Source organism: Chryseobacterium sp. 1B4, assembly GCF_036631475.1.
In the GTDB taxonomy this organism is placed as follows: Bacteria; Bacteroidota; Bacteroidia; order Flavobacteriales; family Weeksellaceae; genus Chryseobacterium.
The window spans coordinates 1094458-1107670 of sequence record NZ_JAPNUF010000007.1; the positions used below are offsets into that span (position 1 = coordinate 1094458).

Annotated in this window: 12 protein-coding genes and 1 tRNA gene; 4 read left to right on the top strand and 9 right to left on the bottom strand. The window is 35.6% G+C overall.

Annotated features, from left to right (window positions below; translation table 11 throughout):
• Positions 1-13: 13 nt before the first annotated feature.
• Together OWR28_RS15025 and OWR28_RS15030 are read right to left on the bottom strand one after the other, a co-directional pair.
• Positions 14-1042 (bottom strand): DUF8464 domain-containing protein, encoded by a 1029-nt coding sequence (locus tag OWR28_RS15025; protein ID WP_332387290.1) that lies wholly within the window; start codon positions 1040-1042, stop codon positions 14-16.
• A 361-nt stretch (positions 1043-1403) separates the two neighbouring features.
• A complete protein-coding gene (locus OWR28_RS15030; RefSeq protein WP_332387291.1) occupies positions 1404-2018 on the bottom strand; it encodes a hypothetical protein in 615 nt (204 codons plus the stop codon).
• 417 nt (positions 2019-2435) lie between these two features.
• Here OWR28_RS15030 and OWR28_RS15035 point away from each other — a divergent pair, with 417 nt between their 5' ends.
• The 4 genes from OWR28_RS15035 to OWR28_RS15050 all read left to right on the top strand — a co-directional run bounded on the left by OWR28_RS15035 (position 2436) and on the right by OWR28_RS15050 (position 4915).
• Positions 2436-3104, top strand: coding sequence for a nucleotidyl transferase AbiEii/AbiGii toxin family protein (locus tag OWR28_RS15035; RefSeq protein ID WP_332387292.1), 669 nt, complete (start codon positions 2436-2438; stop codon positions 3102-3104).
• A 62-nt stretch (positions 3105-3166) separates the two neighbouring features.
• Positions 3167-3460 carry a DUF6922 domain-containing protein gene (locus OWR28_RS15040; protein WP_123274591.1) on the top strand — a complete coding sequence of 98 codons (294 nt, stop codon included), beginning with the start codon at positions 3167-3169 and terminating at the stop codon, positions 3458-3460.
• 137 nt (positions 3461-3597) lie between these two features.
• Entirely contained in the window at positions 3598-3792 is a 195-nt protein-coding gene (locus OWR28_RS15045; protein WP_332387293.1) for a hypothetical protein, read from the top strand.
• On the top strand, positions 3758-4915 hold the full coding sequence (locus OWR28_RS15050; RefSeq protein WP_332387294.1) for a recombinase family protein: 1158 nt from the start codon (positions 3758-3760) through the stop codon (positions 4913-4915). The genes OWR28_RS15045 and OWR28_RS15050 overlap by 35 nt, the downstream gene beginning before the upstream one ends.
• Before the next feature lie 355 nt (positions 4916-5270).
• Here the strand turns inward: OWR28_RS15050 and OWR28_RS15055 are convergent.
• The 7 genes from OWR28_RS15055 to OWR28_RS15085 all read right to left on the bottom strand — a co-directional run bounded on the left by OWR28_RS15055 (position 5271) and on the right by OWR28_RS15085 (position 13196).
• Positions 5271-5355: transfer RNA gene (locus OWR28_RS15055), tRNA-Ser, on the bottom strand.
• 113 nt (positions 5356-5468) lie between these two features.
• Positions 5469-5816 carry a hypothetical protein gene (locus tag OWR28_RS15060; protein WP_332387295.1) on the bottom strand — a complete coding sequence of 116 codons (348 nt, stop codon included), beginning with the start codon at positions 5814-5816 and terminating at the stop codon, positions 5469-5471.
• Positions 5817-6035: 219 nt separating this feature from the next.
• Positions 6036-7229, bottom strand: a complete 1194-nt coding sequence (locus tag OWR28_RS15065; protein ID WP_332387296.1) for an N-acetylmuramoyl-L-alanine amidase — start codon at positions 7227-7229, stop codon at positions 6036-6038.
• Positions 7230-8320: 1091 nt separating this feature from the next.
• Positions 8321-8692: a hypothetical protein gene (locus tag OWR28_RS15070; RefSeq protein ID WP_332387297.1), complete on the bottom strand. Its 372-nt coding sequence runs from the start codon at positions 8690-8692 to the stop codon at positions 8321-8323.
• A 319-nt stretch (positions 8693-9011) separates the two neighbouring features.
• On the bottom strand, positions 9012-9506 hold the full coding sequence (locus OWR28_RS15075; protein WP_332387298.1) for a hypothetical protein: 495 nt from the start codon (positions 9504-9506) through the stop codon (positions 9012-9014).
• Positions 9507-9689: 183 nt separating this feature from the next.
• Entirely contained in the window at positions 9690-10295 is a 606-nt protein-coding gene (locus OWR28_RS15080) for a hypothetical protein (RefSeq protein WP_332387299.1), read from the bottom strand.
• A gap of 15 nt (positions 10296-10310) precedes the next feature.
• Positions 10311-13196: an RHS repeat-associated core domain-containing protein gene (locus tag OWR28_RS15085; protein WP_332387300.1), complete on the bottom strand. Its 2886-nt coding sequence runs from the start codon at positions 13194-13196 to the stop codon at positions 10311-10313.
• Positions 13197-13213: the final 17 nt, after the last annotated feature.

Below are 13213 nucleotides of genomic sequence, written 5' to 3' on the forward strand. Positions count from 1 at the left end.
AAAAAACGCGGTCCTACATCCTTCTGCGCAATCCTTTCGTTGGTCTGTTTTTTTCTTCTTTGCACGGTTCTTGTTTTTCTGTACTGTTATTTTCCTGTTTTGGAATCGCCTCTGTTTTTGGTGTAGCTAGAAACTTTTGCATTCTTCTCTCCATCAAATACCCGTTCAGGTCTTTATGATCTGCATAGATGTGAGAATAGTCATTTGCATGCGGATAAGCCTTTAGGATTTTTGCTGTACAGTTTCTGCCTGACCTGTCATTGTCCAGAAATAGATTGATCTCAGTATATCTTTTGAGGGCATCAATAGTTTTTTTGAGTAAACTTGTCGAGTTGAGAACAAGCAGGTCTCCCTGATAGCTTCCTTTCATCTCAATAAACGAGAGGGCGTCCATGAAACCTTCCACAACTACGATCTTGGCATCAGGAATTTTATCGTGATGTACAGTTGGAATTTCATCATGCTGTCCTTGTGGAGTTCTGGAATGCCGGCATTCTGAACTGATATTTAGGATTGAGATATCCTTACTGAGCAAAGCACCTTTGTAGTAAGGATTCCGTACTTCCCAGCCACCGGATCGGTTCTGAAATCCAATCGCATAATATGGTTTCTCTTTCATGTTAAACCATATTTCCTTTAGATACCTATACACTTTAGACGATAATCCTCTCTCCCGAAGATATTGCAAAAGATTGAGATGTGTCAGTTCCATTACCTTATCAATCCTATATTCGGCAGGTATTTTCCTATTCGGAGTAGGTTGCTGATGAAAAGAAGAAAAATTTTGGGCGGATGCCCATTCAAGAACACCTTTTATAGGTGTACCAAGGTATTTCTGCATAAAATCAGTATTGGTTCCGCCGATACCTTCGGAGAACAGATACCAGACATTACGGCTCCTGTCAACTTTGAAAGAGGCTTGGGACTCTATGCCAAAGGGGCTGAGATACCAAGCTTCTTTGGCATTTTCCCGGACTGGAAGGTGTCCGAGTGCATGGAGGACTTCTTCCAATCCTATGGAATTAAATTGCTTACAGTTCATTTCGTGGTATAAATTTTTAGAAAATACCATGTTCTGCTTCCAATATATTTTATATGGTATTTAGTGGCTGTTTTTGGCATCGGTTTACCTACTAGTGAGCGTTTACAAAAATGTAAACAAAGAAATATCAAGATAGATATATTTCAACCCAGCGGTGTAGCGGGAAAAATAAATAATTTGCTATGTGTTTTTATACCCGCTAAAATAGTTTACAATAAAAGCATTAGGTAAAAAAAGCAAATAATAATATAGCTTCCGTAATACAGAGAAAAGAAGTCTTCCTTGTACCTTATAAAATGTTTTTAACTGTTGACTTTACTTATTCCCAAGAATTTTGCCGTAATTCATTTTCTCTAATAGTTTAAAAAAGAGAATGTGAAATTAGTACTGTAGGGACAATACAAGTAGGAAGTAAATAGAAAGGAAACGCCAAAACGGCGATATTTGATCTTCCGATTCCAAATTTCTGAACAGGAATTGGCGAGGATAAAACGGCAATGGAAACTATGAAAAATAGAAAGCCCAGTCCAACAATATTCCATAATATAAATACTTTACGGGGAACCGCTACTGTGAATAGCCACTGATAAATAAAAATGAATAAGGCAGTTAATCCAATCAAAATATCGAAATTCCATCCCAAGAATGTCATTTCAACAGGGATTTTACTTTTTAGGTATAACAGTAATAATGCATATTCTACAGGTATTCTATGTACGTGCAACAATAATAGGTATTTTTGGTTTATTGCATTAATATTTATTCTGCTGATTAACCAAAATGATAAACCTAGAGTGATTAGCATAGTGAAAGGGAAAGATGTTGGATAATTTAGAAAATAACCATTGTAAGCAACTATGCCAACTAAGATTTGCCAGATAAAAAGAACAGAAATATTAATATTTTTTCCGCTTCCAATATAGAGGAAAGCTAGACTACTTAACGCTATAAGTATGAATAATAATTCTAGCAGCATGGTTTTTTATCAAATATATAAGTATGAATTGATGCGGCACTTGTCATAAGATAAGAAAATACAAAAAGAAGAAATAGGTATTTCACATCCATCCCAAAATTCGAGAATTGTAATTTATCTTTTTACAGGTTACAGGTTGCAACTTAAATCTTTAAATACAATCTAAGGTATGTCCTTTCATCGGAAAGGAGCAAGTTATCTTTTGAGCAGCTCGAAATACTCTCCTCAGCTCAAAACAACTTGCCCTTCCGGGACTTTAAACCCGCTCCGAAGTCGCTTTGTTTTTCAATATTGAAGAGAAAAGACAGATTAATATTAAAAGTATAATTAGGAAAATGAGCGCAAAATAAAGCAAGCCAATTCCACTTTAACAGGACAGGTCAATTTCAGGAATAGATTTCCGAAAAATGATTTGTTATGTTATATAAAGAAACTGTCACAAAAGAATTGTGGGATCTTCTACAAAAATTAATGGAGGAAGAAATGCTTCGGGATTTTAACCTGGTGGGAGGAACCGCTTTGAGCTTACAGATCGGTCATCGATTAAGTATTGATATAGATCTTTTTACAACTAAAGATTTTGATGTCCATGGGATGCTGGACCAACTGCAAAATAAACATTCCGCCACGGTACGTAATATTGGGAATAATACATTGATGATAAATATTGGGAATGTTAAGGTAGATATTTTATCTCATAAATACGACTGGCAAAAACCTATAAAGGTAATTGACAATGTTCGTTTAGCATCCTTAGAAGATATTGGAGCCATGAAGCTTCATGCGATCTTTCAAAGCGGAACACGATTGAAAGACTTTGTGGATATGCACTTTCTTTTAGAAAAGAATCCATTGAAAGACTATTTAGAGACTTATGAACGGAAGTATAATGGAAATGCAGCATTAGCAACTTATTCTCTAGCTTTTTTCGATCACATTGATAAAGAATTAGGTGTTAAGATACTCAAAGGAAAAGAACATAGATGGTCAAAAATATCGGGCCGATTAAAGGAAGCTTCGTTAAATCCTCTAAAGAAGTTTCCGCCACCTCCAAGTATGGGAAAAGGAAGAGGATTTAGGCGTTAAATCATTGCGTAGTTAAAAATAAATTATTATATTTATGTGTAAGAAAATCAAAATGTTACATTATGAAACCGAATTTTGAACCGCATTTTTTTTGGGATACAGATACAGAGAAGCTCGATTGGCAAAAAGCTTATAAGGCAGTTATTGCACGTATTGTAGAACGTGGAGGGCAGGATGAAATTGATGAGCTGGTTCGTTTTTACGGTCATGAGAAGGTGATTAAGGCAATCCGTGATGAGATCTTTTTTCTTCCGAACTATGCTATTGATCGAGCTTTAGAATTCTTTCCCGGACTTACGAAGGAAGAAATGTACTGTTATCTAAACCGCAAGGATAAACCTTACCATTGGATTTGATCTTATATATGATTAGGCATATATATGACAAATCGTGCCTCTAAATACCAATTTAGTAAAGCAGGCTTGTTTCTCCTTTAGATTTATGATAAAATCTGAAAGACAGATTTTATCATAAATCTAAATCATAGGATGAAATGGAAAGCGGTACTGATAAAAAGGAAGAGAACTGGACAACAGACAATGAATTGGACCAAAAGATAGAAGAACTGAAAGAAGAAAGGGAGATCGAGAAAGAGGATAAGCTTGAAAAACTTATCATACAGATAATCGTCTCATCAACTTTAAAAGAATACTATGAAAAAAGCAATAAGATACCTAAGGTTCAGTAAACAAGGACAGAGTGTTTGCTCAATAGAGAGACAGGAAATGATTACTGATAATTGGTTAAAGTTCAATGGTGTGGAATTGATTGACTCTTTTGTAGATCAAGGGAAAAGTGCACGTACTTTTGACCGCCCGGACTTCATCAAACTTAAAGAATTTATTGTTAGCCATCATAAAAAGGTGGATTACCTTGTTGTTGACCAGCTTGACCGTTTCAGCCGTATAGCCGATGAAGCAATTACGATGGTAAAGGGGCTACAAAAAACATATGGTATCCAGATCGTCAGTGTAACAGAAAATATCACCTTTGATTATGATACCCCTGGAAGTTATTTCCGAGCAGGCTTACAGCTATTACTCGCTGAAGAGGAAAATATCAATAGGAGTGTAAAGGTAAGAGGAGGAATATACACTGCAAAAACCGTAAAGGGAAGGTATACATACAAGAATCCACCATTCGGATATAGGAAGGAAGGCTTAGAAAAGGCACGCATACTGGTGGTTGATGAATCTCAGGCGAAAATAGTACGTTTCATCTATGATTCTTTTCTGCGAAATACACCTATCTATCTGATAAGAAAACAGGCCGAGGAACTTGGGTTTACAATCAAGGGCAATATGGCTATTGAGCGTGTTTTAAAAAATCCATCTTATACTGGACTTATCAAAGCCACCTCACATCAAGGGGCGCCGGGTGGATTATTCCCGGGTATCCACGAACCGATAATTGACAGGACTACATGGCAAATGGTACAGGAAAAGATCAAACGGCCAGGGAAGACAAGGACAGTCATTGATGATGAAATTCCTTTGCGTGGTATTTTGAAATGTCATTGTGGTAATCCTCTTTCTGGAGCTCCTTCAAGGGGTAAGTCGGGAAAATATTACCATTACTATAAATGCAAACACAGCAAGCATAATAATATAAGCGCAATTAAAGCACATGAACAATTTTTGAAAATCTGTGAGCTTATGAGCCTTCCCACTACCCGTGTAAGAAAGATCAGAACGGAAAGCAGGGAGTCGATTGACAGGGAGCTGGAATTCAACTTGAAAAAGTTAGTGAGAAGAAAAAGCAATTACAGGAGAATGAAGAGAAGCTATATTCGCTTGAAGAAAAATGGATAAAGAATGAGATTAATAAGGATACCTATGATCGCTGGTATTCTATCTACGATGCAGAGATTATAAGCTTAAGAGGAGCGATTGAAAGATTGAGTGAAAATAGAAGTCTTGCATTTGGTATACTGGAAAATAAATTGGATATGTTGACCGATCTACGTTGTGTATATGATTCAGCGGAAACGCTTCAAAAACGGGAATTTGTAAGCTTGGTGTTCGACAACAATCTTTATTATGAAAATCAAATCTTTCGAACACCTACCATGATGGAGATATTGTCGCATAATCACCTAAAAATGAAGGATAAAGGACTTCTTATATACGACAAAAAAGAGGATCTTTTATTAAAAGACCCTCTCAGCGGAGAGTGAGGGATTCGAACCCCCGGACCTGTTACAGTCAACAGTTTTCAAGACTGCCGCAATCGACCACTCTGCCAACTCTCCTTCAACTCCGGTAGTACCGTTGTTTTCAGTGGTGCAAATATAGAAAGTTTTTTATAACTGGCAAAATATTTTTCAATAAAATTCGTATTTCTGGTGTTTAAAGAGGAGGTCAATTAAACTTTCATTTTGAATTTTTTCGAAGTAATTACCATACAGGCTGAATAATTGAAAGATTTCCAGCTGGATACCGTATCAAAACGATTGAGCAACGATCTGAAGCTGTCTAACCCAGCGTTTGTTCTTTCTATTGCATATCCTTGGTGATATAAAATTTCATCAAAATAAAAATTGTCGGTATCTGATCCGTTCCGCTTATTGAAAGCAATATTGGCGATGATATTTTTACTTTCATAGTGCTTTCTGAAGTTTTGAGCGTCAAATCCAGCATCTGCATTAATAAATAATCCTTCTATAGCAACATCTGCTCTTTTTAGCGTCTGAGTGATCTTGTCAAAATACATTTCAATATGATACAGATCATTATGATTCCCGGCGATAGGATCAGAGATGGCTAAAGGGAGTCCCTGCCTGTCTGTAAATAAAGTGCAGTAGGGGACTATTTCATTTTCTATTATATCTTTGTCAAGTACCTGGTACTCATGGGCTTGATTTGTTTTTTATGTTTCGCAATATAAAAATAGCCAAGCCTTTTTTATATATAAGTTTAAATGACTTCAATATCAATTCTCTATGATAATCTTCTTCGAATATCTTTTGCCGGCCTGATCGATTTGCAAAGTATAAACTCCTTGCACAAACTTTTTCTTTAAATTAAATAGTATAGTATTTTCGCCTTTTTTCACTTCACCTTTTTGTGAATGAACAATTTTTCCCCTTTGGTCATAGAAAGATACGGAAATTGTAGACCTTCTATTGCTTACAAAAGAGAGAGAAAAATTTCCATCATTAGGATTAGGAGAAATTGCCATAAAAGAATTGTTAAATTTGCTATATTGGCTGATGCCAAGCGTTTCACATCCTACAGCATCACTCACAATTTTTGTTTTGATTCGTATGGTGTCTAACCTTGAATATAAATCGTTTCCAGGACATATAGTTGTACCAACATCACGATGCCCCATAATTCTTGGCCGAATAGTATTTAGTATAGAAGCAGAAGAGGTAGGGTCAAATCCTTTATACTTAAACCACCATCCTAGAAGACTATACAACTTATTGAGCTGTGCTGAAGTTGAAATTGTAAAATCTGAATGACCAAGAAAACATACACCAATTGCTTTTGAATTGTAATGGATTGCATGAGCACCTCTTACATCTGTTGTAGGCATATTGGGATTGTATCTGCCCTGATACAGGTTACCTTCCTTGTCAAGCAGATAGTTGTACCCAATATCTGACCATCCTAATGTATTTACGTGATAATTCCAGTAGGAACGAACTATATTAGCCCCGTTTGTATAAGTATCAGGTGTTCCACCATGATGAATAACAACGTGTGTTGGTACAATATTTACAACGGAGTAAGGAGTATTTACTGAACTGCAAGGGGCAGATCCACCACACCAATCATTCCTTGTAATAATTGATGGAAATTCAGGACAGGCTACTGTTTTATATTCATTTTTAGGTGTATCAAAATATTTTGTTGCATAATTTCCATCAAACAGATCAATCTGCATTTCATCTGCTGTTACAGTGTTAGAAAACTCAAATTCTATAAAATCTTGAGATGTTGCATCGTAACTAAACAGTGCATCTGTCCAGTACATATTCTTAGAAGTTTCTTTTGGAGAAAAATCTGCATTTGCAGTTTCCCAGTCAGACCACTCATATCCTCTTTTTTTGTTCGGTATCGAAAACTTAATTGTCCAGGATCCAGCTCTTTCTTTATTCTCCAGCCAACGCCAAAACATGAAAACGGTCTCTTCGGTTCCAATGATAAAAGGTAATTTGTGTGGGCTTTCAGGCTAGAAGTAATAAAAAAAGAGGACGAAGGGACACCTGTTCTTTCTGTAGTGTCATGTTGTACGGGCTGTAGCAATTGCTGTGCTTCTGTTCCAAAGTAAAAACACACAAAAAGTAATAACATATTTTTTTTCATAATATCCTGGTTATAAGGTAACCACCTTTTTTAATTATGTAAGAAAAAAGTTTAACATAAAATCTGTTAAAAAATACAGAGAATATATAGTGGATTTGGAATAGAAATAAATTGCTTTTATTCTACTTTTTTATTATATCCACTTAATGTAAAACTTGTTAAACTTTTATTTTCCTGAGAAACAAAACAGAAAAAGCCAAATAATTTAGATTACCCAGGTTGAAAACATCTGTCCCTGGTTATCACAAGGAAAATACAATTGCTGGTTTTGATGATTTTCTTCCCTAACATACTCAAATGAGGTATAATCTATTTTTCCAGTTTATCTTTGCTTATGAGTTCCAGATTTTAGTTCTTTTTTTGCAACTCTAAATTGCTAACTTTCTGGAAACTCTTTCTTTAAAAAGTTTAAATAGCTTTGTATGCAAAAATCTCAATAATCAATAATAACAGAAAAAAAATATTGTAAAAATTGATGATACTCACTGTAATTTTAAATGCATGACATTTAGCCCAAAAACTACATTAAATTCCAATTTTCAGCAGCATCCATAAAACTCTTTATCTATGGTGTTTGCTGATTTACGGGCTGGCCTGCTGGGAAGCCGCGGGGTCATCTTTCGCCCCGTCTGCATGAAATGTGTCTTGGGGATTAACGGTATTTACCGATACCTGAGACTATACGAGCTGAGCCGTAAAAAAAGCAACGGATATTTTTTTCATAACGTCTGCATTATTAAAGTTTAAAAAGCTTCATTATTTGTTTTGTGAGCAAAATATATGAACAATTAAGATCTGTAGTGTTCTGGATTTTAATGTTAACCTGTTTAAACTTTTATTTTTCTTAGAAACAAAATAGAGAAGGCTAAATAATGTAGATTTATCCACATTAGATTTAGTATTTCAAATCTTATAAAGCTTTGAAACTATCAATAAAATATCTTCTAAAGTTTCTTCAATATTATAAAGGTCATGATGCTCTCCGCTTATTGAACTTCCCGTTGAAGGCATTTGCCCCCGGTTATCACAGAGAAAAATACAATTAGTAGTATTGGATGATTTTCTTCCCTGATACCCTACTGATTCTCCTCCCGTCTGCTGCGGGTATGGCTTCCATCTAATTGTACACTGGAAAGATCTAATTTTATTTATTATTCTGGAGAAGAGAAATCCAAATTCGTCTGAAAGAACCGTCCTTATGTATTGAAATAATAAACGAATTGCCAGCTTATTGTTTCTTTTGAAAAATATTCTTTTAGATTCAATTCCCGCCATTGGCAGCCTGTTTTCAATTGTTTTATAATGAGCTAAGATTTTGCCCAAATCAAATCTCGTGAAAAATCTTCGTTTGCCTTTACTTAAATGAGGCAAAATCCATTTTTCCAGTTTATCTTTGCTTATGAGTTCCAGATTTTAGTTCTTTTTTTCAACTCTAAATTGCTAATTTTTCTGGAAACTCTTTCTTAAATAAGTTTAAACAAGTTCAAGACTTCAATGTCCTTAACCAAATAAAATTTGAATATTAAGATCTCAATATCAGATATTTAAACTCAGGGATGAAATATTTACGGTTCAATATTTTTTCACTAATTTTTTAACCATAGTAATATTCCGTAGTTACATCACCACTGAAAGCCGGATGCACGTCCTGCTTCTGCATATTCAGTTCAAATAGTCTTTCACCATTTTTATTCCCACCCCGTATTTTTAAAGAATACCATCCGTTTTCTAATGAAAGTGTTATACTGTTTTCATCATTAATAGAAGCAGTATCTTTTAAATAACCGATGCCTACAATTTTCACTTCATTATTAGCAGTCTGAAATATCCAGCCTTTCGACTCTACTTCTACTTCTTCATCATTCAAAATCTTTTCATTATTCATGGAAAGCCGGAAAGCATAATAATCCTCTTCTACTCCTATGATAGGAATAGCAATTCCGGATCTGGTTATGACATCTCCATGTTCGTTTTCTACGAAATATTTTAAAATATTAGTACCTGAAAGATGATGGTCCTGCAGATACTGTGCTAAAAGCTGTGGACTGAATATCACGAAACCTTTAAGTTCAGAGAATATTTTTTTCATATATATGGATTGGATTAAATTTTACATACTATAATAAGGTGGAAAAGTGCTCAATCATATTATTCTTTAACATCATGCTTTCTTTTAAGTTACTAATTTCCATAATCTTATCTTTTTATTGCTGGTGATTACCTTTCATATGCATATGTCTCATTTAAGCAAATTAAAAGATTTATATCACAATTATTTAAACTGATTTGCTAAATCTAAATAATATTGTTTTCCATATTCATTATTGGATTCTTCTGCTTTTTTGTTAAAATAATCTGCTACCTCTTTTTTATTTTCCTCAGGAATTTCACCACCATACAAATCTATGATAACCTCAAAAGAGCTTTCTGCTACCTTTTTCGGAGACATTTCCTTTACCTCCATAAAATACTGCCACTTTTGATTGTAATTTTTGAAATGTTCCATTCTTGGAAGAAATATTGCCACATAAGGACCTATATTTTTTTTGTAAGCATTTTCAAACATCAACTCATAGATCTCCTTTGTTTCCGGCAAATTGTACCTTTGGAGCATATTCCCTATTGCAGAAATGAGTAAAACTACCAGTTTGGTATTATCAGCATTACTTTTATAAATATCTAAAAGAATATCAGCAAATTCTGCATCGTTAAAAAGATTGTTATAATATACTGATACTTCAAGTCTCGGTGTCTTTTCAAACTCTTTTACAGCCTGAAACAGTTCTTCTGCACTCAGTTTTTTCCATCCGGAGATTTGTTTTTTTAACGATTCTATGTTATCAATATTCTTCTGTATCTTTTGAGGTATTTTGCTCATTTATATATTTTTTCTTTATTTACATTCAACTTTAAATTTACCGTTGCTTTCCACGGATTTGGTTTCTGCTTTACTCATAATATCATCTATTTCAGCCGCAGTGTAGAATTTTCTTCCTTGCTTCAGATTGGCAGGATCATAAGAGTGATAGAAACCTCCGTCAAGCCTTCTCTTATTCAGTAAGGCCTGGCTTTTATGATGAAATAATGCAGAGCCTTCAATATTCCTGGAAGCAATTCTTCCATTTAAATTATCAACATACTTCACTTCATCAAAGACCTTTCCATCTCTCGCATGTTCCATAAAACGTTCCTGAACAGGCCGTTCCGTAATTCCTTCATACACCATCACACCATTACTAAACAGTTGGTAGAAAGCATCCAATCCAAAAACATCGACCCAAATATTGCTATCAAACACAAAGGCATATAAATTGGGATTTCTGCCTTCTAAGCCGATCGGATCTTTGGAAATATAATTTCCGCTATCGTTATCATAATATCTGAATCGATTATAATAAAGACCGTCTGTTTCTATGTCTTCATATTGCCCAAGCTGCCTGAAAGGAATAAAATACCTACCGCCTTTTAAATTTTTAAGATTTCCATAGATATCATATTCTGTACTCCAGATTACTTTACCTTCTTTATCAAAAGCCTGTACCGGTCTTCCTAAATAATCAGAAACAATACTGTAGCTTTCTCCATTGATAATTTTGGCACACGGTACATATGAATTTCGCTCATATATCCATGTAACCACATTTTGTACAGGTTCTTTTCCTTCAAGAACGTTTCCGTCATCATCTATTGTCGTTACAGGTTCTTCATCAATATCATAGCTCCATTCATGCAGAAGAACGTTGCCATCCCAAATATAACGAGTTATTTTCTTTAGACCAATTTTTGAGATTCTTCTTCCGATGGCATCATACTCAAAGCTTACCTCTTTCCCATCGGGACGTTTTACTTTGGTAAGCATTCCGTTGGCACCCCAGAAATAGGCCCAGTCACCAGGGTTCCATTCCGGGCTCTGCACTTCTGCGGAAGGTATTGAATTTACATTGGGTAAATCTATACCGTCTGGCAGCTTAGGAGTATTCAGCCAGTCTGAAGCGATGGTTTTGTAATAAGGATGCACAATATCTTCTTCCTCCTGATGCTCCGGTAAAACATTATTGATCGGACGTTTACTTTTTAATAGTAAATTACCATCCTCATCGTAATGATAGAACCAGTTTTTGTCACGCATCAGCTTTCCTCCTTTATCGTACACACGATCGGTTCTTTTTACACTTTCGTACAGACAGCCTGTAGCATCCGGATTTTTATATTGCACCTCACCACTGGAGTATTCTGCAGCCACAAGGCTTCCAAACGCATCATAATCAAACCTTGTTCTTCCGCCCGTTACTCTATCCAGAATATGGAACAAACGGTTTCCTGCAGCCCAGTTATAATCTTTATGTAAAGTTGTATCAGTTTTATTAACTGTCACCTTCTGGCTTATTGGCAATCCGGTATGATCAAACTCGAATGTACTTTCTATTCCGCCTGTGATTTCACGGGAAAGCAGCTGCCCACTCTGACTGATATCAATGTTCATCTGCCATGGCAGCTTAAGATCCGGAGTGGCAGCTATTACTGTTTTAAAGTGTCTCAAATCATTGTAGGCATATTCTATCTCCGCACCCAGACTGCTTTGTAAACCTACGAGATTTCCCTGACTGTCGTATTCATACTGAATAGAATGTTCACCTTGCTTTTCACTGGTGATCTGCCCTAATTTATTTCTCTGGAAACTGATGCTGCTGTCTTCGTTATCAGCTTTAATCAGTAATCCTGAAGTATCATATTGATAGGCTTCCCATGTTCCGTCCGGATAATGGGTCTGCGTAATCCTTCGTCCCAAATCATACTCGTAAAATGTATTTTTTCCCTGTGGGGTTCTTCTTTGGGTAATAAGACCGTCTTTGTCTCTTATAAAAAATTTTTTCTGACCGTCAAAACCTGTTTCTCCTATAATTTCATTATTATTATTTCTTTCAAAAGAATATATTTCCCCTTTTTCATTGGTAATGCTTACTAAATTTTCATAGGCATCATAGCCGAAGATCAGGGTTTCTTCTTTTTTATTGGTAATGGCATTCCGTCTAACTCTGCGTTTCAGGCTTCCCAACGGAGTATAGCTCAGAAGCCATTCTGCCCGGCCGTCTGTGGCATATACCGGCAGATCATAAGCATCATAACGAAGTTTTAAAGGAAGCTGTCCCTGTTCATCTACTTCTATTACCCTTCCCATCCTGTCTCTGTTAAGAATGGTTCTGTTTAATGGTTTCGGGCTGAAAACAAGCATTCTTCCGTATTCATCATATTTCAGATATTGTTCCGCTCCGGCCGTATTGGCTATATGAGTAATCTGTCCTCTCTGATTGTATTCATAGTAAGTTGCAATATCCCCTCTTCTGCTATTTTCAGGAAGTCTTTCTCCATCGGTATACTGGTAATAGACGGTTTCTTCTATGGGATCGGTATAGTTCAACAGTTTTCCGTCTTCGTCATAACTCCAAGTTTCTGAAGCTCCGGAAGGTGAAAAACGGGCTGTAACCTGTCCAAATTCATTATACTGATAGTGATATTCTTCGCCATCCGGACTATGGTAAATTTTGATATTCCCCATTTCATCATAGGTGAATCCTTCCACTCTGCCTTCAGGTGATCCAATCATTTTCAGCTCATTATGTGCGGTATAATCATACCAGGTTTCACCACCTTCTCCATCTACTTTTTTATAAACCAGAAAGTTTTCATCGTAATGGTACTCCTCTGTTTTATTATTTTGTTTTGGATAGATAACTTCTGTATAACCTTCCTCATCATAATAATGAAGTTTACCTTCCATATATCCATCCGTTCCTT